This is a genomic window from Pseudomonas palleroniana, assembly GCF_022836895.1.
Classification (GTDB): domain Bacteria; phylum Pseudomonadota; class Gammaproteobacteria; order Pseudomonadales; family Pseudomonadaceae; genus Aquipseudomonas; species Aquipseudomonas palleroniana.
Genome location: NZ_CP092411.1, coordinates 5098194 through 5120071, shown reverse-complemented (window position 1 = coordinate 5120071; position 21878 = coordinate 5098194). Strand labels below are relative to the sequence as shown.

Genomic DNA, 21878 nt, shown 5'->3' with positions numbered 1-21878 from the left:
CAGGCAACGGGGTGGGCATAGACCACCGTAACGGGATGCTAAAGGGCGAACCTTTCACTAACCTTTCAGTTGTCTTTCAATGTTTTCGGGCTTCACAGGCCAGGCGGCGTCTGTAAACTGCCTCGCAAAGCGTGGCGTCGACCATGCCCGAATGAGGTGAAAATCCATGCGTGTCCTCTTGGTTGAAGACCATCTGCAGCTCGCCGAAAGTGTCGCCCAGGCGCTCAAGAGCACGGGCTTGACCGTCGATGTGCTGCACGATGGGGTGGCTGCGGATCTGGCCTTGGGCAGCGAGGAGTATGCGGTGGTGGTCCTCGATGTCGGGCTGCCGCGCATGGATGGTTTCGAGGTGCTTGCACGCTTGCGGGCACGCGGCAAGAACCTGCCGGTGCTGATGCTGACGGCGCGCAGTGATGTGAAGGACCGCGTGCATGGCCTGAACCTGGGCGCCGACGACTACCTCGCCAAGCCGTTTGAACTGACGGAACTGGAAGCGCGGGTCAAGGCACTGTTGCGCCGCAGCGTACTCGGCGGCGAGCGCCAGCAGACCTGCGGTGTGCTGGTCTACGACCTGGATACACGACGGTTCACGGTGGGGGGTGAATTGATGACGTTGACCTCTCGCGAGCAAGCGGTCCTGGAGGCTTTGATTGCGCGCCCGGGTCGTGTGATGAGCAAGGAGCAACTGGCTTCCCAGGTGTTCGGCCTGGATGAGGAGGCCAGCCCCGATGCGATCGAAATCTACGTGCATCGCCTGCGCAAGAAGCTTGATGGGCAGCCCATCGCCATCGTGACATTCCGCGGCCTGGGGTACTTGCTGGAAGCGCGTGATGCATAAGCCCAGCAGCCTGCGTTGGCGGCTGCTGTGGAACCTGGCGCTGCTGCTGGTGGTGTTGATGCTCGCAAGTGGCCTGAGCGCTTACTGGAATGGACGCGAAGCCGCCGATACCGCCTATGACCGTACGCTGCTGGCCTCGGCGCGGACGATTGCCGCCGGGTTGACCCAGGTCGATGGCACCCTCAGTGCCAATGTGCCTTATGTCGCGCTGGATACCTTCGCCTATGACAGTGCCGGGCGCATTTATTACCAGGTCAATGACATCGATCAGAAGCTGATCTCGGGCTACGAAAACCTGCCAGGCCCGCCGCCCGGCACACCGCGTACCGATGATTACCCGGCCCTGGCGCGCTTCTATGACGCCAAGTATCAGGGTCAGTCCGTGCGGGTGGTGAGCCTGCTCAAGGCGGTCTCCGAACCGAATATGAACGGCATGGCGGAAATTCGCGTCGCCGAGACGCAGGAGGCGCGCGTCGCCATGGCGCGTAGCCTGATGGCCGACACCTTGCTGCGCTTGGGCATGCTGGCCATCGGCGCGTTGCTGTTGGTGTGGTTTGCCGTGAGCGCGGCGCTGCGCCCGCTGGAGCGCCTGCGTACGGCGGTGGAGGAGCGTCAGCCCGACGACTTGCGGCCGCTGCCGTTGGTGGAAGTGCAGCATGAGTTTGGCCCTCTGGTGCGTTCCATCAACCACTTCACCGAACGTCTGCGCGGCCAGTTCGAGCGCCAGGCGCAGTTCATTGCCGACGCCTCCCACGAGTTACGTACCCCGTTGGCCGCATTGAAGGCTCGGCTGGAACTGGGCCTGCGTGCCGAAGACCCCAGCACCTGGCGCAGCACCCTGGAGACGGCGGCCCAGGGCACCGACCGCCTGACGCACTTGGCCAATCAATTGTTGTCCCTGGCGCGCATCGAAAACGGCGCCCGGGCGATTGCCGAGGGTGGTGCGCAGCTACTCGACCTCAGCCAACTGGCGCGGGAACTGGGCATGGCCATGGCGCCGCTGGCCCATGCGCGGGGTGTCGCCCTGGCCCTGGAAGCCGATGAACCGGTGTGGCTGCGCGGCGAGCCGACGTTGTTGAATGAACTGCTGAGCAACCTGGTGGATAACGCACTCGCCCACACCCCGCCTGGCGGCAATGTGATCCTGCGGGTCATGGCCCCGGCCGTGCTGGAGGTCGAGGATGATGGGCCAGGTATCCCGCTGGATGAGCGGGACCGGGTTTTCGAACGTTTCTACCGCCGTAGCCAGCAGGGCGTGGGTTCGGGACTGGGGTTGGCGATTGTCGGGGAGATCTGCCGGGCGCATCTGGCGCAGATCAGTTTGCACGACGGTGAATCGGCGGGGTTGAAAGTGCGGGTGAGTTTTATCGCGGGGTGATCAGTAAAACATCGAGCGTGCTTCATCCAGCTCTGTCAGAAGGGCATCGCTGTAGAGATCTGTGCGCAGTTTCCTGGCGGACGGCAATGTCGATACCGGTACGTTCGCCAACGGGTGGCCGGTGCCTCGGTGGCAATACAGGTTGGCGATCTGTACCAGGTCGATGTAGTCCAGCTTCGCCGAGTCACGCTCCAGGTCCAGGTATTGCACCGGCAGGTTGGCCAGCATCTCCGGGAAATCCCAGACGCGCAGCAGTTTGTTCCCGAGCACCGGGTGAATGCTATCGATGACGTGATTCAGGCTGACCGGGTCCGAGAGCAGTTCGTAGTGGTCTTCGGCATAGGTGAGGATCGGTAGCACGCCGATCTGGTGGACCAGCCCGCCAAGGGCTGCCTGGTCCGGCTTCAACTGGCTGAAGCGGCGGCACAGGGCATAGCTGACGCCTGCCACTTCCAGGCTGCGCCGCCAGACTTCACGCATTTTCAACTCGACCACTTCGGAGCGGGCATGGAAGATTTGCTCCATCACCAGGCCGATGGCCAAATTGCTGCTGTAGTTGGTGCCCAGCCGGGTGATGGCGGTATGCAGGTCGGTGACTTCCTGGGTTGCGCGCAACAGTGGGCTGTTGACCACTTTGATCAGCCGCGCCGACAAAGCGGTATCGCGACCGATCACCTTGCTCAAGTGGCTGATGCTGATATCCGGGTCTTCCGCGGCTTGGCGAATCTTCAGGGCCACTTCCGGTAATGTCGGCAGAACCAGGTCATCGTTGTCGATGGCCTTCACCAAAGCCTGTTGAACTTTTTCCGCCAGCTTGTTCATTCATGCTCTCTAGGGTGCTGCAAAAAGGTACGGCGATTAACGCTGGATCTCTTTATCGCGATCCAGTGGGTAAGGCAGGTCGAGCAGTTGCAGGCTAGGGCCTTCCAGGGTGCCCAAGTGCACATCGCCGCTGTCGGCAGCTTCGGCTTGCAACACCGCCAGAAGTTCAACGGATGAGTCAGCTTTTGCCGCGATCACCACTTCGCCGATCGAACTGTTGTGGCTGGGAGAGAACAGCGGGGTGCCGGGCTCCGGCAGTTCGGCCGCGTTGAGACTCAGGCGATACAGGCGTCGCTTGAGCTTGCCCAGGTATTGCATGCGGGCGACGATTTCCTGGCCGGTGTAGCAACCTTTCTTGAAGCTGACGCCGCCTACGGCCTGCAGGTTGAGCATCTGTGGAATGAACAGTTCGCGCGTTTGCGGCATGACCTGGCCGATACCGGCGCGGATCTGGCCGAGCAGCCATTCATTCAAGCCGGCTTCCTTCAACTGTGCATTGAGTTGCGCGTGCAGGGCTTCGGCTTGTTCGGCAGGGGCCCAGAGTTCGGCGCGGCCGGGGGACACACGGATGGCGATCAGCGAGTCGGTACGTACGACGCTGTCGGTCTCGCCAGGCAATTGAAGGCCGAGGCTGGCCAGGGCCTGATCTGCATCCGCCAGACCAAAGCGTGCCCAGGCGGCGCTTTCGTCAGTGAGTTTGGACTTGGAGAACACCGCGTACTTTTTCAGGTCCGCCAGTTGCGGTTCGAGCAATTCGCAGACCATTGCCAGCAGCACGCCATCGCCTTGCAGCAGGATGCGAAAGCTCGACTGCATACGCCCTTTCTGGGTGCAGCGCGCGCCGAGGCTGGCTTGAGTGTCACTCAGGTAATTGAGGTTGCAGGTCAGTTGCCCTTGCAGGAATTTGGCAGCGTCGGCGCCGCGGACGGCGAGAACGCCTTCGTGGGACAAGGGGCAGAAAAAAGCAGAGTCAGCCATGGGTCATCGCAGGTCAAAAAGTCATGGGTGCATCATAGAGGGGCGCCCGGCAAATGGATAGTTTCCGTAAGGGGCGACCAAAGCCGACTGTTCCACCGCCGTCGGGCCTGTATACTTGCGCTCTATTTGAGGAGCGCTCCATGGTCGAAGATGTAGAAATCAATCGCCTCTACTGGCACAGCCGCCGCGGCATGCTGGAGTTGGATGTGTTGCTGGTGCCGTTCACCAAAGAGGTCTATGCGACGCTCGATCAGGTGGATCGTGACCTCTACGTCAGGCTGTTGACGTGCGAAGACCAGGACATGTTCGGCTGGTTCATGGAGCGCAGCGAATCCGAAGACCCGGAGCTGCAACGCATGGTCCGGATGATCCTGGACCGTGTCCAGCCCAAGTAATCGCTTCGAATGCCGCTGGCAGGCCTCTGGGCTGCTGCTGGCGGCATATCTGCTTGCCCAGTTGCTCGCGCTGGGGAGTCTGCTGGTTCTCGACCTTCCTTATTCAAGCCTTGGCACGCTGTTGTGCCTGGCGCATGCCGCCTGGGCACTACCGCGCCACATCCGGCTGACTCACCGTTCGTCGGTTCGCGGTCTGCGCCGGGATGAAGATGGCTGGCAGCTGTTCAGTGATGAGCGCGGCTGGCACAGCGTGCAACTGCGCCCCGACAGCCTGGCATTGCCATGGATCGTGGTGCTGCGTTATCGGGTGCAGGGTGAGTGGCGCGTGCGTTCGCTCTGTGTGCCGAAGGACTCGCAGGCTGCCGATGTGCATCGGCGCCTGCGGGTGCGCCTCAAGTTCAGCCGCCGTAGGTGGTTGGCACCAGGATAGTGTCGCGGGCCTCGGGCAGCATCTGGGGGTAGTCAAGGGTGTAATGCAACCCCCGGCTTTCCTTGCGCTCCATGGCCGAGCGGATCATCAATTCCGCCACCTGGGCCAGGTTGCGTAATTCGATCAGGTCGCGGCTGACCTTATAGTTGCTGTAGAACTCGTCGATCTCATCGAGCAACAATCGCACCCGGTGTTGCGCCCGTTGCAGGCGCTTATTGGTGCGCACGATCCCTACGTAGTCCCACATGAAGCGCCGCAATTCGTCCCAGTTGTGGGCGATGATCACGTCTTCATCCGAATCGGTGACCTGGCTGGCGTCCCAGCGGGGCAGGGCGGCGGGCACTGGAATGTATGGCAGTTGTTCAAGAATGTCGGCCGCCGCCGAGCGCGCGTAGACAAAGCACTCAAGCAGCGAGTTACTGGCCATGCGGTTGGCGCCATGCAGGCCGGTGAAGCTGGTTTCGCCAATTGCATACAGGCCCGGTACATCGGTGCGTCCGTGCTGGTCGACCATTACTCCACCACAGGTGTAGTGCGCCGCCGGCACCACCGGGATCGGGCCTTTGGTGATGTCGATATTGAAGGTCAGGCAGCGTTCGTAGACCGTCGGGAAGTGGCTCTTGATGAAGGCTTCGGGTTTGTGGCTGATGTCCAAGTAGACGCAGTCGATGCCCAGGCGCTTCATTTCATGGTCGATGGCGCGGGCGACGATATCCCTTGGCGCCAGTTCGGCGCGTGGGTCGAAGCGCTGCATGAAGCGCTCACCATTGGGCAGCTTCAGGTGTGCACCTTCACCGCGCAGGGCTTCGGTGACCAGGAAACTCTTGGCCTGCGGGTGGTACAGGCACGTGGGGTGGAATTGGTTGAATTCCAGGTTGGCCACGCGGCAGCCGGAACGCCAGGCCATGGCGATGCCATCGCCGCAGGCTCCGTCGGGGTTGCTGGTGTAGAGGTAGACCTTGGCTGCACCGCCGGATGCGAGGATGGTGAAGCGTGCGCCGTAGGTATCGACTTCGCCGCTGGTGCGGTTGAGCACGTAGGCGCCGAGGCAACGTTCGCCGTCCAGGCCCAGGCGTTTTTCGGTGATCAGGTCGACGGCGACGCGTTGTTCCAGCAATTCAATGTTGGGGCGTTGTCGGGCTTGTTCGAGCAAGGTCTTGAAGATCGCGGCACCGGTGGCATCGGCGGCGTGGATGATGCGGCGATGGCTGTGGCCGCCTTCACGGGTCAGGTGGAACTCGAATCCGCCATCATCGTTGCCCGCCTGCTCGTCACGCGTGAACGGCACCCCTTGGTCGATCAACCATTGAATGGCTTCGCGGCTATGTTCGACGGTAAAGCGCACCGCGTCTTCATTGCACAGGCCACCGCCGGCATTCAGGGTGTCCTCAACGTGGGATTGCACCGTGTCGGTGTCGTCCAGCACGGCGGCGACCCCGCCCTGGGCCCAGAAGGTCGAGCCGTTGGCCAGGTCGCCCTTGCTCAGTACGGCAATGCGCAAATGGCTGGGAAGGGTCAGCGCAAGGCTCAAGCCGGCCGCGCCGCTACCGATCACCAGGACATCGTGTTGAAACTGTTGGCTCATTGGAAGGATTCCGCAAAAAGCGATCCGAAAGGCTGGCGCAAACAGGACGCCTGGATCGGCGAATCAAAGGGTCACACGGGCCACTAGTATATAGAGGGGGGGAGCGGCACAATAGTCGGGCATTCGTGGCAATATGAGATTGCCGTGCATCAGTCGGGTGAAATGAGCCGGTTATTGGAGGGGGGAACTTTTTGCAGCAGTCCCGACTCAATAGCAGGTTGCCCGAAAGCTGGGAAAACGTTGAGTTTATTGGCCCGTCGGGAGCATTGGACGCGTCAGGAAGCCGACGACAAGATTATTCGCGCAGCCGGCGTTGCCCGAGCTGCGTTTTTCGTGTGTGCCAAAACAGTGCGCGCCGGAAACTTGCTTGAAAGGGGAGAACTTTTGCGAAAAGCCCGAGTCTATGTTTGCAAGCCTGGTCATTTAGTTATGCAAGCCTCCTTCAAGTACAACGAGGAGTGTTCATGCTAACCCAGGAAGAGGATCAGCAGCTGGTCGAGCGCGTTCAGCGCGGTGACAAGCGTGCATTTGATCTGCTAGTGCTGAAATACCAGCACAAAATTCTCGGGTTGATCGTGCGATTCGTGCACGACACCCATGAAGCGCAGGATGTAGCACAGGAAGCCTTTATCAAGGCATATCGTGCACTAGGCAATTTCCGCGGTGATAGTGCGTTTTACACGTGGCTATATCGCATCGCCATTAACACGGCGAAGAACTATCTGGTGTCTCGCGGCCGCCGCCCACCCGATAGTGATGTAAGTTCAGAAGATGCTGAATTTTACGATGGTGATCATGGCCTCAAGGATCTCGAGTCGCCGGAGCGTTCATTGCTGCGCGACGAAATCGAAGGCACCGTTCATCGCACAATTCAGCAACTGCCGGAAGATTTGCGTACCGCGTTAACTTTACGTGAATTCGATGGTCTGAGTTACGAAGACATTGCGAGCGTCATGCAATGTCCGGTGGGGACTGTAAGGTCACGGATTTTCCGGGCCCGGGAAGCCATCGACAAAGCCTTGCAACCGTTGTTGCAGGAAAACTAAAGACAGCGGCGACAGCCAAGAGAGGAACCGCCATGAGTCGTGATGCCCTGCAGGAATCGCTGTCCGCAGTGATGGATAACGAAGCGGATGAACTGGAACTTCGTCGAGTGCTCAACGCATTTGATGATGCCGAAACCCGTGATACCTGGTCTCGTTACCAAGTCGCTCGGGCGGTGATGCACAAGGATCTACTAATCCCTCGTTTGGATATTGCTGCGGCCGTTTCTGCTGCGCTGGCCGATGAAGCCGTTCCGGCAAAAGCTGCTCGTGGTCCATGGCGCAGCCTGGGTCGCCTGGCGGTTGCTGCTTCGGTGACTGTTGCCGTATTGGCGGGTGTTCGCCTGTACAACCAGGACGAAATCGCCGGTAACGAGCTGGCCCAACAGGTTCAGCAGCCGGTCATGGCTGGTCCGCAAGTCAAGGGCCCGGCTGTACTGGCCGGCTACAAGGAAAGCTCTGACACCACCGGCCCAATGGCCAATGGCGTACTGCAAGGGCAATCCGGCTGGCAGGATCAGCGCCTTCCAGGCTACCTGCGTCAACACGCACAGGAGTCGGCCTTGAAAGGTACTGAAAGCGCTCTGCCTTATGCACGTGCTGCAAGCCTGGAAAACCGTTGAATCGCTGAGGAGCACTATGCGCGCCATACCGCTCCTCACGCTTTTGCTCAGTAGCTGGTTTGCACTATCCGCCCATGCCGATGAAGCCCAAGACTGGCTGACTCGACTTGGGCGTGCAGAGCAGCAACAAAGCTTCGAAGGTACGTTCGTCTACGAACGTAATGGCAGTTTTTCTACCCATGACATCTGGCATCGTGTCCAGAATGGTCAGGTTCGTGAGCGATTACTCCAGCTCGACGGTTCTGCCCAGGAAGTCGTACGGATAGATGGTCGTACTCAATGCGTCAGCGGCACACTCGTCGCAGGCCTTGGGAATTCGCGTGATGCCTCGGCCGCGCGCGTTCTTGATCCCCAAAAGCTCACTCCCTTTTATGAACTGTCCGTTATCGGGAAATCCCGTGTGGCCGGTCGTAACGCGGTGATTGTCTCGATCACCCCTCGAGACCAATACCGATATGGCTTCGAGTTGCATCTGGATCGCGAAACGGCATTGCCACTCAAATCGTTGTTACTCAACGATCAGGGGCAGTTGTTGGAACGTTTTCAATTCACCCGCCTGAATACGTCGGTCGCGCTTTCTGATCGCGATCTGCAGCCCAGCGGCGAATGTAAAGCCGTTGCCGTTTCCAACAACAACGCGCCAGAAGTACCTGCCGATCAGGCATGGCACCTGAACTGGCTGCCGCCTGGTTTTGAGCCCATCAGCAGTAACGCACGCCGAGATAGCCAAACCCAATCTACTGTCGACAGTTGGATGTATAGCGACGGCCTTGCACGCTTCTCGGTGTTTCTCGAGTCGACAGACGGAGCGAGCGTGACGGAAACCCGCACTCAACTGGGGCCTACGGTTGCGGTGTCGCGGCGCCTGAACACGGTGGACGGCGAGATGATGGTGACGGTTGTCGGCGAAATCCCCATCGGCACCGCCGAACGCATCGCGCTGTCGGTGCGCGGTGAAAAGGTTGCCACCCAGCCATGAGTTGTTAATCCTATGTTCATCCTGACCTTCCAATGTGAGCCTCTGCTTGGTTGGGTATTGAGAGCATGAAATGTCTGGTTCGTTATTTTCACTTGCAAAAAATCCCCATGTTTTTTATAGGTCAGGGCTTGTCGGCTCCGGCCTTGTTTTGTTCGCGGAACAAAGATGCCGATCGTAGTTTTCGGTGTTTCTTGAACCCTGTCGCTCAACCCTGCTCGTCGTAACGGGAGCTGTATGTCGATACCACGTTTGAAGTCTTACTTATCCATAGTCGCCACGGTGCTGGTGCTGGGTCAGGCTGTGTCCGCGCAAGCGGCCGAACTGCCTGACTTCACCCAGTTGGTGGAGCAGGCCTCGCCTGCCGTGGTGAACATCAGTACCACGCAGAAACTGCCCGAGCGCAAAGTCTCGAACCAGCAGATGCCGGACCTCGAAGGGCTGCCGCCGATGCTGCGCGAGTTCTTCGAGCGGGGTATGCCGCAACAGCGCTCCCCACGTGGCGGCGGCGGTGGCCAGCGCGAAGCGCAGTCCCTGGGGTCGGGTTTCATCATTTCTTCCGATGGCTACATCCTCACCAACAATCATGTGATTGCCGATGCTGACGAGATCCTCGTGCGCCTGGCCGACCGCAGTGAGTTGAAAGCCAAGCTGGTCGGTACGGACCCGCGCTCCGATGTGGCCTTGCTGAAAATCGATGGCAAGGATTTACCGGTACTGAAACTGGGTAAATCCCAGGACTTGAAAGCCGGGCAGTGGGTCGTGGCAATCGGTTCGCCATTCGGCTTTGACCATACCGTCACCCAAGGCATCGTCAGTGCCATTGGCCGCAGCCTGCCGAACGAAAACTACGTGCCGTTCATCCAGACCGATGTGCCGATCAACCCAGGTAACTCCGGTGGTCCGTTGTTCAATCTGGCGGGCGAGGTGGTGGGTATCAACTCGCAGATCTATACCCGCTCCGGTGGCTTCATGGGCGTATCCTTCGCGATCCCGATCGATGTTGCCATGGACGTTTCCAACCAGCTCAAGAGCGGTGGCAAAGTCAGCCGCGGCTGGTTGGGTGTCGTGATCCAGGAGGTGAACAAAGACCTGGCTGAATCCTTCGGCCTCGAGAAGCCGGCCGGTGCCCTGGTCGCACAGATTCAGGACGACGGCCCGGCTGCCAAAGGCGGCCTGCAAGTTGGCGACGTGATCCTGAGCATGAACGGCCAGCCGATCATCATGTCCGCCGATTTGCCGCACCTGGTCGGTGCTCTGAAAGCCGGCAGCAAGGCCAAGTTGGAAGTGATCCGTGATGGCAAGCGTCAAAACGTCGAGCTGACCGTAGGGGCTATCCCTGAAGAGGGCGCCGCCCTCGATGCGCTGGGCAACGCCAAGCCAGGCGTTGAGCGCAGCAGCAACCGCCTGGGTATTGCGGTGGTTGAGCTGACCGCTGAGCAGAAGAAGAGCTTCGACCTGAAAGGTGGCGTGGTGATCAAGGAAGTCCAGGACGGCCCAGCCGCCTTGATCGGCCTGCAGCCGGGAGATGTGATCACCCACCTGAACAATCAGGCGATCAACTCCACCAAGGAGTTCGCCGACATCGCCAAGGCGTTGCCGAAGAATCGCTCGGTGTCGATGCGTGTGCTGCGTCAGGGGCGTGCGAGCTTCATCACGTTCAAGCTGGCTGAGTAAGGCTCTAGCCTATTAAAAAGCCCCGCCTTCGTTTAACGAAGGCGGGGCTTTTTTGTGGGCGATGGATTTAGCCCATCATCCCTTTCACCAGACGTTCCTGTTCAATCAATTCACGTTGGCGTGCATCGATACGCGAGGACAGCGGGAAGTTGTTGCCTGCCCGGCGCTTGGCGAAATCCAGCTGTTGAATGGCCTGCTGGAAGTCACCCACCAAGGCAAAGTACTCGGCGCGGGCCTGATGCAAACCGATGATGTTGCCGGACAAACCGCGGGTCTCGGCGACCTGGTACCAGACATCCGGGTCATCGGGGCGGGATTTGAGCAAACCGTCCAGGGCTTTCTCCGCATCTGCGGTACGGTTCTGCTTGAGCAGCAAGTCCACGCGCACCTGATTCAGCGGATAGTTGCCGGGGTATTGGGTGAGCATCCGGTCCGTGCGTTGCTGGGCATCCGGCAGGCGATTGTTGGTGATGTCCAACTCGATCTGCGCCAGGTTGTAGGTGATGTCATTGGGGGCTTTGGCCAGCAGCGGTGCCAGGTTTTCTCGGGCCGCCTTGAGCTGGGTACCCTTGATCTGGGCAATGGCCAGGCCATAGCGTGCCACGTCGTTTTTCGGGTTTTCGTCCAGTTGTGCCTGGAACCGCTTGGCGGCCAGGCCTGGGGTGTCTTCATATTGCAGTTGTACGCGCGCGCGGATCAGTTGATAGCGCAGGCTGTCTTCCTTACCGCCGGGTTTGGCTTGTTCGGCGCGGTTGCGGGTGTCGGCAATCCGCGATTCGGTAACCGGGTGAGTCAGCAGGAACTCCGGTGGCTTGGCGTCGAAGCGGTATTGGCGCATCAGCCGTTCGAACATGGTGGGCATGGAGCGCGGGTCGTACCCGGCTTTTTCCAGGTTGAGGATGCCGATCCGGTCAGCCTCCTGTTCATTCTGGCGCGAGAACCGGCGCTGCTCCTGGATAGCCGCCGCCTGGCTGCCGGCAATGGCGGCAATGCCGGCGTCACCTGCGCCTGCCGCCGCGGCGATGATGCCGCCGAGCAGGGCGGCCATCATCGGGAGCTGCATGCGCGACTGTGCTTCCACGCCCCGTGCAAAGTGACGTTGGGACAAGTGAGCCAGTTCGTGTGCCAATACCGAGGCGTACTCACCTTCGGTCTGGGCATTGAGAAACAGGCCGCCGTTGACCCCGACAATCCCGCCGGGCGCGGCAAAGGCGTTGAGTTGCGGACTGTTGATCAGGATGAATTCCAGGCGCCGATCATTGACCTGGCTGGTCTCCACCAGTTTGTACACGCTGGTTTCGACGTAGTCTTTGAGCTGCGGGTCATTGAGCTGCGACACCTGGCCGCGTAAGTAGGCAAGCCAGGCGCGGCCCAGTTGGTATTCCTGTTGTGGCGAGACAATGGCAGAACTGGCGTCGCCAAGTGACGGCAGGTCGTCAGCGAAGCCTGGAGAGGCCAGCAGGCAAGCCAGCGTCAGCAGGGTAGGGCGCAAAAAAGTCATGCACAAAGCCTTTCGACAAAGAGTCTACTGTAGCCGGACACTGAGCTTCGGACCAGATATTCTAAGCAGCCCAACGCTTGTCCGGAGTAAAACCATGACCGACGCTGTAGCCTTTGATGCGGAGCTTGATGCCAGCGGCCTGAATTGCCCGTTGCCCCTGCTCAAGGCCAAGTTGGAACTCAATCGATTGGCCAGTGGCGCAGTACTCAAGGTGATCGCCACGGATGCCGGCTCCCAGCGCGATTTCCGGACCTTTGCCAAGTTGGCCGGTCACACCCTGCTGCACGAAGAAGACGCCGCCGGGGTGTACCGTTACTGGCTACGAAAGGCCTGAATCGTTCGCCCCATCATCCGAGGTTGATTGATGTTCAAAGTGTTACGAGACTGGATCCAGCGCTACTTTTCCGATGAAGAGGCCGTGGTGCTGGCGGTCCTGCTGTTCCTGGCTTTTACGGCGGTGCTCACTTTGGGCGGCATGCTGGCGCCGGTACTGGCAGGGATGGTGCTGGCGTACCTGATGCAAGGGTTGGTCAACACCCTGGAACGTTTGCGCTTACCGGGTGGTGTGGCGGTGGGGTTGGTGTTTGCCCTGTTCATGGGCTTGCTGGTGGTATTCATCGTGGTGGTGCTGCCGCTGCTGTGGCATCAGTTGATCACCCTGTTCAACGAGTTGCCGGGGATGTTGGCCAAGTGGCAGTCGTTGTTGCTGATGTTGCCTGAACGCTATCCGCATCTGGTGTCGGATGAGCAGGTGGTGCAGGCCATTGAACTGGCGCGCGGCGAGATCGGAAAATTCGGGCAGTGGGCGCTGACCTTTTCTCTGTCCAGCCTGCCGTTGTTGGTCAACATCATGATCTATCTGGTGCTGGTGCCGATCCTGGTGTTTTTCTTCCTCAAGGACCGCGAGATGATCGGCCGCTGGGTCCGCGGTTACCTGCCGCGTGAAAGGGCGCTGATTACCCGAGTGGCCGAAGAGATGAACCGTCAGATTGCCAACTACATTCGCGGCAAGGTGATTGAGATCGTTATCTGTGGGGGCGTCACCTACATCGCCTTTGTGGTCCTCGGGCTCAACTATGCGGCGTTACTGGCACTGCTGGTGGGCGTGTCTGTAGTAGTGCCATATGTCGGCGCAGTGGTGGTGACGGTGCCGGTGACGTTGATCGCCTTGTTCCAGTGGGGGTGGAGCGACCAGTTCATCTACCTGATGGCGGTGTACGGCATCATCCAGACCCTGGATGGCAATGTGCTGGTGCCGCTGCTGTTCTCGGAAGCCGTCAACCTGCACCCGGTGGCGATCATCTGCGCGGTGTTGTTGTTCGGTGGGTTGTGGGGATTCTGGGGCGTGTTCTTCGCGATTCCCCTGGCGACGCTGTTCAAGGCGGTGCTCGACGCGTGGCCGCGACAGGAACCTATAGTTGCACCGCTATTGTAGTGAGCGGGCTTGCCCGCGCTGGGTGGCGAAGCCGCCCCAACAAGGACCCCGCGGTGTTTCAGACAGACCGAGGCGCCTGGGTTTGGGGTGGCTTTGCCGCCCAGCGCGGGGCAAGCCCGCTCACTACAATCAGTGCTTGTTCAAGGCTTGTGCCGCAGCCAGGACGGCATCCACGTGACCTGGCACTTTTACACCACGCCATTCCTGGCGCAGCACCCCTGCGCTGTCGATCAGGAAGGTGCTGCGATCCACGCCCAGGTATTCCTTGCCGTACAGCTTCTTCAACTTGATCACGTCAAACAGCTGGCAAACTGCTTCGTCCTTGTCACTGATCAGCTCGAACGGGAACGCCTGCTTGCCCTTGAAGTTCTCGTGGGACTTCACGCTGTCACGCGACACGCCAAAGACTTCGGTGTTGGCGGCCTGGAAGGCTGCGTACTGGTCACGGAAACCCTGGCCTTCAGTGGTGCAGCCCGGGGTGCTGTCCTTGGGGTAGAAGTAGATCACCACTTGCTTGCCCTTGAGGGCCGCGAGGCTGAAGGTCTGGCCGCTGGTGGCCTGGGCTTCGAAATCGGTCACGGGTGTGTCGATGGCTACCGGCATGAGGACTTCCTTACATTGGATTCTGAGGGCGCCATGGTTCGATCAGGGCGTCAAGGTTCAGGGCGTCGGCGAAATCCAGGAACTGGTCGCGCAGCCAACTGATCTGCACGCCGGCCGGCAGGGTCACGGTGAACGTCGCGTTGAGCATGGTGCCGCCGGTTTGGGGCGCCTGATAGGTATCACAAGTCAGGTTCTCCAGCTCGACGTTATGATCGATGAAGAACTGGCACAGCTCGTTGACGATGTCCGAGCGATAAGCCGAGCTGACATACGCCACATAAGGCAGCGCCTGAGGGCGATTCTCCAGCGCGGCACTGCGTACCACGTTGACGGTGAAGTCGTGCTTCTTGGCCAGGCCCGGCAAGCCGGTCTCCAGGCGCGCCAGGGCATCCCAGGTGCCGGAAATCTGCAGGACCAGCGCACTGCACTCGCCGTGGCGGGTCAGGCGGGAGGTCACGACGGCGCAGCGGTTCTCATGGCTGGCGCGGCACAGGACGTTGGTCAGCTCCATGGGGTTGGCGCCGAGGGCACTGATAACAAGGAATTGTTCGCGAACTGTGGGGGTGGACATGCAGCCTTCCTAAAGCGATGAGCGGTCGATACCGTGTGGGCTGTATCGATCAAAGGATCAAGGGTAGCGAAAAGCGTCGCCAAGGGCTAGGAGGCGGCGTTTTCATTGCGCGACCGGTCTGGTTTCATCGTGCTTCAGGCCATGCTTTGGCCCAATGATGGCATTGCCCGTCGTTTAGTTGATCCAGAACGCATCCTCAGACGGTACTTCGCTTGTGCAAGCATCTTGGCGCCAGTACCATTACGGCTCTCTTTTTCCGGCAGGAGCGGTTGCATGATTGCGGGCAGTATGGTGGCACTGGTCACACCCATGGATGCACAAGGTCATCTCGACTGGGACAGCCTGGGCAAGCTGGTGGACTTCCACCTGCAAGAAGGCACCAATGCCATTGTTGCGGTCGGCACCACGGGTGAATCGGCGACCCTCGATGTGGAAGAACACATCCAGGTGATCGAATTCGTGGTCAAGCGTGTCGCGGGCCGCATTGCCGTCATCGCCGGTACGGGCGCCAACTCGACGCGTGAAGCGATCGAGCTGACCAAAAACGCCAAGAAGGCCGGCGCCGACGCTTGCCTGCTGGTGACCCCGTACTACAACAAGCCGACCCAGGAAGGCCTGTACCAGCACTTTCGCGCCATCGCCGAAGCTGTCGAGATCCCGCAGATCCTCTACAACGTCCCGGGCCGTACCGCCTGCGACATGAAGGCTGAGACCGTGATCCGCCTGTCCACCGTGCCGAACATCATCGGTATCAAGGAAGCCACCGGCGACCTGCAGCGCGCCAAGGACATCCTGGCCGGCGTGAGCAGCGATTTCCTGGTGTATTCCGGTGACGACGCCACGGCTGTCGAGCTGATCCTGCTGGGTGGCAAGGGCAACATCTCCGTGACCGCCAACGTGGCCCCGCGTGCCATGAGCGAAATGTGCGCCGCCGCCATTGCCGGTGATGCCGTGACCGCCCGAGCGATCCACGAGAAGCTGATGCCGCTCAACAAGACCCTGTTTATTGAATCCAACCCTATTCCCGTGAAATGGGCACTGACTGAAATGGGCATGATGCCGGACGGTATCCGTCTGCCGCTCACCCGTCTCAGCGAAGCCTGTCACGAACCGCTGCGACAGGCCCTGCGCCAGTCCGGCGTCCTGGTTTAATTGAGGAAGCATTACGCATGAAGCGATTGGCCGGACTTTCCGCACTTGCCTTGATTATCTCCAGCACCAGTGGCTGCGGTTGGATTTGGGGCCCGGAAGGCTACTTCCGTGACCGCGGCAGCGACTACCTGGACGCGCAAGCGACCAAGCCGATGCAACTGCCGCCTGATGTCAATGTCGCCAAGCGCCTTGACCCACTGCTGCCGATTCCACGCAACGTTGCCGATGAAACCATCAAAGGCGAGTTCGTGGTACCACGTCCACAGCCGATCACGGCCGTGGCGGATGCCAGCGACTACAGCCTGCAGAAAAGCGGCGACAACCGTTGGATCGTGGCGCAGCGCCCACCTGCCGAAGTCTGGCCGGTGGCGGTGCAGTTCTTCCAGGACAACGGTTTTCGCATTGACCAGCAGCGCCCGCAGACCGGTGAATTCACCACGGCCTGGCAGCACGGCAGTGAATTGTCCGCCAACATGGCCCAGCGTCTGCAGGCCGGTGGTGTAGCGGCCGACAGCGAATCCCGTGTGCGTGTGCGCATCGAGCCTGGCGTGCAGCGTAATACCAGTGAAGTCTATGTGGTCAGCGCCGAGCGTCCTGCCGGCAGCACAGCCAATGTCGAATTCACCAACCGCTCGGTCAACACCGGCGTTGACGCAGCGCTGGTCGATGAGATGCTGGCCAACATGAGCCGTATCTCCGAGAAGGGCGGTTCGGTTTCCCTGCTTGCCGCACGCGACTACGATACGCCTAACCGCGTCAGCCTCTCCGAAGACGGCAGCGGCAACGTGGTGCTGAACCTGGGTGAAGACCTGGATCGTGCCTGGGCCAGTGTAGGCCGTGCGTTGGAGAAGGGCCCTTGGCGTGTTGAGGACATCAACCGCAGCCTGGGCCTGTACTACATCAACGTGGCGGAAAAGGCCGAGAAGAAAGACGACGAGCCAGGTTTCTTCGGCAAGTTGTTTGGCAGCCAGCCGACCAAGGAAGAGATCGAAACCCGCGCCGAGCGTTATCAGGTTCGTTTGAGCAAGGTGGGCGACAGCGTGCAGGTCACCGTCGAGAAGAACATCAACACGGTGGCGCCGGCTGAAACCGCACGCAAGGTGTTGGGCGTGATTCAGGACAACCTGGGCTGATCCGATGCGTTTTGCCGTTCTCGGCAGCGGTAGCCAAGGGAACGGCACGCTGGTCGCTCATGACGACACGTACGTGCTGGTCGATTGTGGTTTCTCGTTAAGAGAAACCGAGCGGCGCCTGCTGCGCCTGGGGGTTCACCCCGCGCAGTTGAGCGCGATTCTGGTGACCCACGAACATGCCGACCATGTGCATGGCGTGGGTTTGCTGTCTCGGCGCTACAATCTGCCGGTGTACCTGAGTCGCGGCACCTTGCGCGGGATGCGCAAACCCATTGAGCCTGCAGGTTTCCTGGCCGGTGGTGAGCAACTGCAGATCGGCGCGTTGAGCGTCAACGTGATCGCCGTGGCACACGACGCCCAAGAGCCGACGCAATACGTATTCAGTGATGGTGAGCGGCGTTTCGGTGTGCTCACCGACCTGGGTTCCTACTGTGCGAAGGTGCTGGACGGGTACCGCAATCTCGATGCCTTGATGATCGAGTCCAACCACTGCCGAGACCTGCTGGCTCGTGGTCATTACCCGTACTTTCTCAAGCAGCGGGTGGGCGGCGAACTGGGACATTTGAACAACCACCAGGCGGCGTACCTGGTGTATGAGTTGGGCTGGCAAGACCTGCAACACCTGGTCCTGGCCCATCTGAGCAGCAAGAACAACCTGCCGACGCTTGCCCGGCAATGTTTTGTCGACACCCTCGGGTGCGACCCGGACTGGCTGCAACTGGCCGATCAAGATTCAGGGCTCGACTGGCGACATATCGCCTAGCCCACCTCACTCAAAGCGGAGCCCATCATGGAAAAACGTGAAGAACTCTACCGCGGCAAGGCCAAGTCGGTTTACAAGACCGACGACGCCAACCGCCTGATCCTGCTGTTTCGCAACGACACTTCGGCGTTCGACGGCAAGCGCATCGAACAGCTTGATCGCAAAGGCATGGTGAACAACAAGTTCAACGCCTTCATCATGCAGAAACTCGAAGCGGCCGGCATTCCGACCCAATTCGACAAACTGCTGGGCGACAACGAGTGCCTGGTGAAGAAGCTGGACATGATCCCGGTCGAGTGCGTCGTGCGTAACTACGCTGCCGGCAGCCTGGTCAAGCGTCTGGGCGTGGAAGAGGGCCTCAAGCTCAACCCCTACACCTTCGAGTTGTTCCTGAAGGACGACGCCAAGGGCGACCCGTTCATCAACGAATCCCACGTTGTGGCGTTCGGCTGGGGCACCGCCGAGCAACTGGCGCGCATGAAGGAGTTGTCCCTCAAGGTCAACGACGTGCTGAGCAAGCTGTTCGACGACGCCGGCCTGCTGCTGGTCGACTTCAAGCTGGAATTCGGTGTATTCCACGACGGCTCCATCGTCCTGGGCGACGAATTCAGCCCGGACGGCTGCCGCCTGTGGGACAAAGACACCAAGAAAAAGATGGACAAAGACCGCTTCCGCCAGGGCCTCGGTGACGTTATCGAAGCCTACGAAGAAGTCGCCAACCGTCTCGGCGTACCGCTTTAATCGACGCAAGCATCTGATAGCACGGAAAAAAATCTCTTTTGGGGTTTGCTTCCGTGAAACACACTGTTATGATGCGCGCCGTTGGAGAGATGCCAGAGTGGCCGAATGGGACGGATTCGAAATCCGTTGTACCTTCACCGGTACCTAGGGTTCGAATCCCTATCTCTCCGCCATTACATAGAAAAAGCCCCGTAGCTGAGTAAGCTACGGGGCTTTTTCGTTTTTGGCAGAGCATTTACTACAGCTCATCAAATCCATGATCAGCTCAAACGCTCAGCCGCTCTCTGATAAACCCGATCACGTTCCCGCTTATCAACAGCCACGACGAACACAGTGATTTCATGATCAATCACTTGATAGACAAGCCTATAACCGCTGCTACGTAATTTGATTTTGTAGCAGTCAGGCAGGCCATGCAGGCGGTTAGCTTCAATGCGTGGGTCATTCAGAATTTCCATCAGCTTCTTCTTGAGCTGTTGACGGATGGTGTTGCCGAGTTTTTGCCATTCCTTCAATGCGCGTGCATCAAAATCAAGGCTATAGATCATCTATAGAAACCCTTACGCGTTGAGGGGACGCCAATCGTTCCCGCACTTTGGCCAGCAAGGCTTCATCATCCTCAGTCATCAGCACAGGCTTGAAAGGCAATTGACCGCGCTCTACTACATATTGCAGGGTTTGGCGCATCAGTTCAGAAGGCGTGACGCCAAGCCTTTCCAGTTCCAGGTAGGCGCGAGCTTTCAGGTCGTCATCGATGCGGATGTTTATAGATGCCATGGAAGCGTTACTCATGTAATGACGTTTGTCGTTACATTGACTCAGGTATGCCGTGTTGGCAAGGCTGTCTCGACGTATGGCGTTGTCTTCCAACCTCGACATCACTTCTTACCCTGTGGCTTTGACGGCGACTTTTTATCCTTCTCCTTCACCGTTTCCCTTGGTCTTTTCTTTGCCTCAGCCTCTGTCACGTACTCTCCGGTGACGGCATCACGATATCTGGTTGGCATGTAAGCTCCTTGGCAGTACGTCGCCACATGGCGACCCTTTCGAGGCTAGTTCAGGGGCGTGGGTACACAAGCTTCACTGTGCGAGTTTTCATTACGAAGCTTTTCCAAATCGGGGACTTGCGATGCGCGTCCGCTGAAAATAAAAAAGCCTGCCAAGCTCAATGCTTAGCAGGCTTTTCAACAGCTCTTTCTGCTCAGGCAGATTGCGCTACCAAGCTGTTACTCACATTTCGCCCCAGCACCAGCACCGTGACAAAACCTACGCCGACCAACGCCGTCGCCAGGCTCAACAGCACCGAGCTACCCATCTGGTCCACAATCCGCCCGCCGAAGAATGAACCCAAGGCAATGATCACCTGAAACAAGGCGACGAACAGCGGCATACCGCGTTCAACATCCTTGGGCGCCACGACAAACATCCAGATACTGGCGCAGGCCGGGAAGGCACCAAAGGCGAAGCCCCAGAGTGCGATCAACATCGTCGCGCCGATCAGGCCGGTGGCGAAGTAGGGGAACAGGGCGGTGCTGGTGCCGATCATCAGTGCGACCAGCAGCAGGGTATAGCGCACGCTGCGGTTGGCGGCGAAGCCGGCAAAAATGTTACCGGCGACGCCGGCTATGCCAAACATCAGCAGCAGTGAGCCAATGGTCTGGCCGTCGAAGCCGGAGCTGTTCTTGAAGAACGGCGCGACGTAGGTGTAGGCGGCAAAGTGTGCCAGGCCGATCAGCAACACGGCGATCAAACCGACCCGAGCGCGTGGGTTGATAAACAAGGCCGGCAGGTCACTGATGAGGATGGCTTTTTCCGGGTTGAGCCGCGGCAGCAAAAAGACCTGCGCCAGCAGCACGGGTACGCCTACAAGCGCGGTGACCAGGAAGGTCATGCGCCAGCCCATCAGGCCGCTGAGCCAGGTGCCGACGGGCACGCCGAGGACGGTGGCCAGCGTCACTCCCATCATGATGATCGAGGTGGCCTTCGCCACGCCCACGCCTCTGGGAGCGAGGCGGCCGCTGAGGGCGATGGCGGTGGCCCAGAACCCGCCGATGCTGATGCCCAGCAGGACGCGACCGAACAGCAGCAGGTTGAAGTCACTGGCGAACGCCACGACGGTGTTGGCGATGATCATGATCAGCGTCAGGCCGATCAATAAATAGCGGCGGTCCATGGCGCCAATCATCACAGACAGCAACGGGGCGGCGAGGGCGGCCATGATACCGGGCAGGGTGACCATCAGGCCGGCATGGCCGGCACTGATGCCGAGGTCGCTGGCGACATCATTGAGTACGCCCACCGGCAGGAATTCACTGGTCACCAGGGCGAAGGCACCCACCGCGACCGAGAGAATCGCCAGCCACTGCTGTTTGACACTTTGTTGATCATGTTCCGGGCGGCCGCTTGGGGCCTGGCTGGCACTTGGCATGGTATCGGGTTCCAGAAAGATGTGTCGCCTGAAGCCAGGCGCAGGGCAGGAGAAACTGGAGGCGATTATATAAATCGTTTTTAGCAACCACCGAGGCGCTCGTTTCGATAATAACCATCAGTACAATCGATTCGACGCTCTTTAGGCCGACAGTCAGACCACGCTTAACCTGCCAGTAAAAATGGCGCATGGTGGCAGATATCTCTTGTTGCTGTTCTTCCTCAGTGTGACGGAGCATGACCATCATGAAGACTTACCGTGAGCAGGCCGTTGGTTACCGCAGCGCATTTCTTCTGGCCGCGGCTTTATTTGCAGGCCAGGTTCTCGCATCCGGGGACGAACCGGCGCCGCCCAAGCCGAACTGCCCCAAAGGCCAGGTCTGGGATACCAAGAGCGGAAAATGCGTGCTGCAAACCAGCAAGGCCATCTCGGACGCCGACCGTACCGATTACGCGTACCGCTTGGCCAAGGATGGGCAGTACGATGAAGCGCTGGCTTTGCTCGACACCCTGCACAACCCCAACACCGCAAAGGCCCTCAACTACCGCGGTTATGCCACGCGCAAACTGGGACGCACCGATGAAGGCATCGGTTATTACCTGAAGTCCGTTGCGCTCGACCCCAACTACGCCCAGGTCCGCGAGTACCTGGGTGAGGCATATGTGATCAAGGGGCGTATGGATTTGGCGCAGGAACAATTGGCGAAAATCAAAGCCCTGTGCAGCACTAGCTGCGAAGAATATCAGGACCTGGCCGAAGCCATTGCGGCCGCGCCGCAGGCGTGACGCCGAACACTTTGGTATGCC

Annotated in this window: 25 protein-coding genes and 1 tRNA gene; 16 read left to right on the top strand and 10 right to left on the bottom strand. The window is 59.6% G+C overall.

The annotated features are described in order from the left end of the window. Positions 1-166: 166 nt before the first annotated feature. Both MJP36_RS22955 and MJP36_RS22950 read left to right on the top strand, forming a co-directional pair. Complete coding sequence (locus tag MJP36_RS22955) at positions 167-838, top strand: response regulator (protein ID WP_104995785.1); 672 nt, start codon at positions 167-169, stop codon at positions 836-838. Next, entirely contained in the window at positions 831-2216 is a 1386-nt protein-coding gene (locus MJP36_RS22950) for a sensor histidine kinase (RefSeq protein WP_244384059.1), read from the top strand. The genes MJP36_RS22955 and MJP36_RS22950 overlap by 8 nt, the downstream gene beginning before the upstream one ends. Here MJP36_RS22950 and MJP36_RS22945 read toward each other — a convergent pair whose 3' ends face one another. Both MJP36_RS22945 and ygfZ read right to left on the bottom strand, forming a co-directional pair. After that, a complete protein-coding gene (locus MJP36_RS22945; protein ID WP_090366225.1) occupies positions 2217-3038 on the bottom strand; it encodes an HDOD domain-containing protein in 822 nt (273 codons plus the stop codon). 36 nt (positions 3039-3074) lie between these two features. Then, complete coding sequence (ygfZ, locus tag MJP36_RS22940) at positions 3075-4016, bottom strand: CAF17-like 4Fe-4S cluster assembly/insertion protein YgfZ (RefSeq protein WP_244384058.1); 942 nt, start codon at positions 4014-4016, stop codon at positions 3075-3077. Positions 4017-4156: 140 nt separating this feature from the next. Between ygfZ and MJP36_RS22935 the strand changes: the two genes are divergently transcribed. Further along, positions 4157-4411, top strand: a complete 255-nt coding sequence (locus MJP36_RS22935) for an FAD assembly factor SdhE (protein ID WP_017255216.1) — start codon at positions 4157-4159, stop codon at positions 4409-4411. Beyond that, the gene (locus MJP36_RS22930; protein ID WP_060753714.1) at positions 4395-4841 is read left to right on the top strand and encodes a protein YgfX; all 447 of its coding nucleotides are present in this window, start codon (positions 4395-4397) and stop codon (positions 4839-4841) included. Before MJP36_RS22935 ends, MJP36_RS22930 begins: the two co-directional genes overlap by 17 nt. Here the strand turns inward: MJP36_RS22930 and nadB are convergent. Further along, positions 4810-6426 carry an L-aspartate oxidase gene (gene nadB, locus MJP36_RS22925; protein ID WP_244384057.1) on the bottom strand — a complete coding sequence of 539 codons (1617 nt, stop codon included), beginning with the start codon at positions 6424-6426 and terminating at the stop codon, positions 4810-4812. The genes MJP36_RS22930 and nadB overlap by 32 nt on opposite strands. Positions 6427-6890: 464 nt before the next feature. Between nadB and rpoE the strand changes: the two genes are divergently transcribed. The 4 genes from rpoE (at position 6891) to MJP36_RS22905 (ending at position 10745) form a co-directional block, all read left to right on the top strand. Then, a complete protein-coding gene (gene rpoE / locus MJP36_RS22920) occupies positions 6891-7472 on the top strand; it encodes an RNA polymerase sigma factor RpoE/AlgU (RefSeq protein WP_060753712.1) in 582 nt (193 codons plus the stop codon). Positions 7473-7504: 32 nt separating this feature from the next. Further along, positions 7505-8092: a sigma-E factor negative regulatory protein gene (locus tag MJP36_RS22915; protein ID WP_060753711.1), complete on the top strand. Its 588-nt coding sequence runs from the start codon at positions 7505-7507 to the stop codon at positions 8090-8092. A 16-nt stretch (positions 8093-8108) separates the two neighbouring features. Further along, the gene (locus MJP36_RS22910; RefSeq protein ID WP_060753710.1) at positions 8109-9071 is read left to right on the top strand and encodes a MucB/RseB C-terminal domain-containing protein; all 963 of its coding nucleotides are present in this window, start codon (positions 8109-8111) and stop codon (positions 9069-9071) included. A gap of 234 nt (positions 9072-9305) precedes the next feature. Beyond that, complete coding sequence (locus MJP36_RS22905) at positions 9306-10745, top strand: DegQ family serine endoprotease (protein WP_244384056.1); 1440 nt, start codon at positions 9306-9308, stop codon at positions 10743-10745. Between the two features lie 67 nt (positions 10746-10812). Here the strand turns inward: MJP36_RS22905 and MJP36_RS22900 are convergent, their stop codons facing one another. After that, a complete protein-coding gene (locus MJP36_RS22900; protein ID WP_060753708.1) occupies positions 10813-12246 on the bottom strand; it encodes a M48 family metalloprotease in 1434 nt (477 codons plus the stop codon). A gap of 94 nt (positions 12247-12340) precedes the next feature. Between MJP36_RS22900 and MJP36_RS22895 the strand changes: the two genes are divergently transcribed. Both MJP36_RS22895 and MJP36_RS22890 read left to right on the top strand, forming a co-directional pair. Continuing rightward, on the top strand, positions 12341-12580 hold the full coding sequence (locus MJP36_RS22895) for a sulfurtransferase TusA family protein (RefSeq protein ID WP_010212198.1): 240 nt from the start codon (positions 12341-12343) through the stop codon (positions 12578-12580). Positions 12581-12610: 30 nt separating this feature from the next. Then, entirely contained in the window at positions 12611-13681 is a 1071-nt protein-coding gene (locus MJP36_RS22890; RefSeq protein WP_060753706.1) for an AI-2E family transporter, read from the top strand. Positions 13682-13810: 129 nt separating this feature from the next. On the opposite strand, the gene MJP36_RS22885 is transcribed toward MJP36_RS22890, so the two are convergent. Both MJP36_RS22885 and MJP36_RS22880 read right to left on the bottom strand, forming a co-directional pair. Beyond that, complete coding sequence (locus tag MJP36_RS22885) at positions 13811-14284, bottom strand: peroxiredoxin (protein WP_060753705.1); 474 nt, start codon at positions 14282-14284, stop codon at positions 13811-13813. 10 nt (positions 14285-14294) lie between these two features. Next, positions 14295-14855 carry a glycine cleavage system transcriptional repressor gene (locus tag MJP36_RS22880; RefSeq protein ID WP_003172487.1) on the bottom strand — a complete coding sequence of 187 codons (561 nt, stop codon included), beginning with the start codon at positions 14853-14855 and terminating at the stop codon, positions 14295-14297. 273 nt (positions 14856-15128) lie between these two features. Between MJP36_RS22880 and dapA the strand changes: the two genes are divergently transcribed. The 5 genes from dapA to MJP36_RS22855 all read left to right on the top strand — a co-directional run bounded on the left by dapA (position 15129) and on the right by MJP36_RS22855 (position 18817). Continuing rightward, positions 15129-16007 carry a 4-hydroxy-tetrahydrodipicolinate synthase gene (dapA, locus tag MJP36_RS22875; RefSeq protein WP_090366213.1) on the top strand — a complete coding sequence of 293 codons (879 nt, stop codon included), beginning with the start codon at positions 15129-15131 and terminating at the stop codon, positions 16005-16007. Positions 16008-16024: 17 nt separating this feature from the next. Then, positions 16025-17140: an outer membrane protein assembly factor BamC gene (gene bamC / locus MJP36_RS22870; RefSeq protein ID WP_161549701.1), complete on the top strand. Its 1116-nt coding sequence runs from the start codon at positions 16025-16027 to the stop codon at positions 17138-17140. Positions 17141-17144: 4 nt separating this feature from the next. Further along, entirely contained in the window at positions 17145-17903 is a 759-nt protein-coding gene (locus MJP36_RS22865; protein WP_104995791.1) for an MBL fold metallo-hydrolase, read from the top strand. Between the two features lie 27 nt (positions 17904-17930). Further along, positions 17931-18644, top strand: a complete 714-nt coding sequence (purC, locus tag MJP36_RS22860) for a phosphoribosylaminoimidazolesuccinocarboxamide synthase (RefSeq protein WP_010212191.1) — start codon at positions 17931-17933, stop codon at positions 18642-18644. An 83-nt stretch (positions 18645-18727) separates the two neighbouring features. Beyond that, a tRNA-Ser gene (locus MJP36_RS22855) sits at positions 18728-18817 on the top strand. An 87-nt stretch (positions 18818-18904) separates the two neighbouring features. On the opposite strand, the gene MJP36_RS22850 is transcribed toward MJP36_RS22855, so the two are convergent. The 4 genes from MJP36_RS22850 to MJP36_RS22835 all read right to left on the bottom strand — a co-directional run bounded on the left by MJP36_RS22850 (position 18905) and on the right by MJP36_RS22835 (position 21319). Next, the gene (locus MJP36_RS22850; protein ID WP_244384055.1) at positions 18905-19192 is read right to left on the bottom strand and encodes a type II toxin-antitoxin system RelE family toxin; all 288 of its coding nucleotides are present in this window, start codon (positions 19190-19192) and stop codon (positions 18905-18907) included. Further along, the gene (locus MJP36_RS22845; RefSeq protein WP_060753830.1) at positions 19182-19421 is read right to left on the bottom strand and encodes a type II toxin-antitoxin system RelB/DinJ family antitoxin; all 240 of its coding nucleotides are present in this window, start codon (positions 19419-19421) and stop codon (positions 19182-19184) included. Before MJP36_RS22845 ends, MJP36_RS22850 begins: the two co-directional genes overlap by 11 nt. Positions 19422-19845: 424 nt before the next feature. After that, positions 19846-21072, bottom strand: a complete 1227-nt coding sequence (locus tag MJP36_RS22840) for an MFS transporter (RefSeq protein ID WP_244384054.1) — start codon at positions 21070-21072, stop codon at positions 19846-19848. Next, positions 21029-21319 carry a hypothetical protein gene (locus tag MJP36_RS22835; protein WP_244384053.1) on the bottom strand — a complete coding sequence of 97 codons (291 nt, stop codon included), beginning with the start codon at positions 21317-21319 and terminating at the stop codon, positions 21029-21031. Before MJP36_RS22835 ends, MJP36_RS22840 begins: the two co-directional genes overlap by 44 nt. On the opposite strand from MJP36_RS22835, the gene MJP36_RS22830 reads away from it, so the two are divergent. Continuing rightward, positions 21318-21857 carry a tetratricopeptide repeat protein gene (locus MJP36_RS22830; RefSeq protein WP_244384052.1) on the top strand — a complete coding sequence of 180 codons (540 nt, stop codon included), beginning with the start codon at positions 21318-21320 and terminating at the stop codon, positions 21855-21857. The two genes, MJP36_RS22835 and MJP36_RS22830, sit on opposite strands and share 2 nt — an antisense overlap. Positions 21858-21878 lie beyond the last annotated feature (21 nt).

Excerpts from the sequence above, each read along its gene's own strand:
- MJP36_RS22895 (WP_010212198.1), top strand. The coding sequence starts at position 12,341 with ATGACCGACGCTGTAGCCTTTGATGCGGAGCTTGATGCCAGCGGCCTG.
- MJP36_RS22890 (WP_060753706.1), top strand. The coding sequence starts at position 12,611 with ATGTTCAAAGTGTTACGAGACTGGATCCAGCGCTACTTTTCCGATGAA.
- MJP36_RS22905 (WP_244384056.1), top strand. The coding sequence starts at position 9,306 with ATGTCGATACCACGTTTGAAGTCTTACTTATCCATAGTCGCCACGGTG.
- MJP36_RS22840 (WP_244384054.1), bottom strand. The coding sequence starts at position 21,072 with ATGCCAAGTGCCAGCCAGGCCCCAAGCGGCCGCCCGGAACATGATCAA.
- dapA (WP_090366213.1), top strand. The coding sequence starts at position 15,129 with ATGATTGCGGGCAGTATGGTGGCACTGGTCACACCCATGGATGCACAA.
- MJP36_RS22845 (WP_060753830.1), bottom strand. The coding sequence starts at position 19,421 with ATGGCATCTATAAACATCCGCATCGATGACGACCTGAAAGCTCGCGCC.
- MJP36_RS22885 (WP_060753705.1), bottom strand. The coding sequence starts at position 14,284 with ATGCCGGTAGCCATCGACACACCCGTGACCGATTTCGAAGCCCAGGCC.
- MJP36_RS22865 (WP_104995791.1), top strand. The coding sequence starts at position 17,145 with ATGCGTTTTGCCGTTCTCGGCAGCGGTAGCCAAGGGAACGGCACGCTG.
- MJP36_RS22830 (WP_244384052.1), top strand. The coding sequence starts at position 21,318 with ATGAAGACTTACCGTGAGCAGGCCGTTGGTTACCGCAGCGCATTTCTT.
- bamC (WP_161549701.1), top strand. The coding sequence starts at position 16,025 with ATGAAGCGATTGGCCGGACTTTCCGCACTTGCCTTGATTATCTCCAGC.
- nadB (WP_244384057.1), bottom strand. The coding sequence starts at position 6,426 with ATGAGCCAACAGTTTCAACACGATGTCCTGGTGATCGGTAGCGGCGCG.
- MJP36_RS22910 (WP_060753710.1), top strand. The coding sequence starts at position 8,109 with ATGCGCGCCATACCGCTCCTCACGCTTTTGCTCAGTAGCTGGTTTGCA.
- MJP36_RS22850 (WP_244384055.1), bottom strand. The coding sequence starts at position 19,192 with ATGATCTATAGCCTTGATTTTGATGCACGCGCATTGAAGGAATGGCAA.
- purC (WP_010212191.1), top strand. The coding sequence starts at position 17,931 with ATGGAAAAACGTGAAGAACTCTACCGCGGCAAGGCCAAGTCGGTTTAC.
- MJP36_RS22955 (WP_104995785.1), top strand. The coding sequence starts at position 167 with ATGCGTGTCCTCTTGGTTGAAGACCATCTGCAGCTCGCCGAAAGTGTC.
- MJP36_RS22880 (WP_003172487.1), bottom strand. The coding sequence starts at position 14,855 with ATGTCCACCCCCACAGTTCGCGAACAATTCCTTGTTATCAGTGCCCTC.
- rpoE (WP_060753712.1), top strand. The coding sequence starts at position 6,891 with ATGCTAACCCAGGAAGAGGATCAGCAGCTGGTCGAGCGCGTTCAGCGC.
- MJP36_RS22835 (WP_244384053.1), bottom strand. The coding sequence starts at position 21,319 with ATGATGGTCATGCTCCGTCACACTGAGGAAGAACAGCAACAAGAGATA.
- MJP36_RS22945 (WP_090366225.1), bottom strand. The coding sequence starts at position 3,038 with ATGAACAAGCTGGCGGAAAAAGTTCAACAGGCTTTGGTGAAGGCCATC.
- MJP36_RS22950 (WP_244384059.1), top strand. The coding sequence starts at position 831 with ATGCATAAGCCCAGCAGCCTGCGTTGGCGGCTGCTGTGGAACCTGGCG.
- MJP36_RS22935 (WP_017255216.1), top strand. The coding sequence starts at position 4,157 with ATGGTCGAAGATGTAGAAATCAATCGCCTCTACTGGCACAGCCGCCGC.
- MJP36_RS22900 (WP_060753708.1), bottom strand. The coding sequence starts at position 12,246 with ATGACTTTTTTGCGCCCTACCCTGCTGACGCTGGCTTGCCTGCTGGCC.
- ygfZ (WP_244384058.1), bottom strand. The coding sequence starts at position 4,016 with ATGGCTGACTCTGCTTTTTTCTGCCCCTTGTCCCACGAAGGCGTTCTC.
- MJP36_RS22915 (WP_060753711.1), top strand. The coding sequence starts at position 7,505 with ATGAGTCGTGATGCCCTGCAGGAATCGCTGTCCGCAGTGATGGATAAC.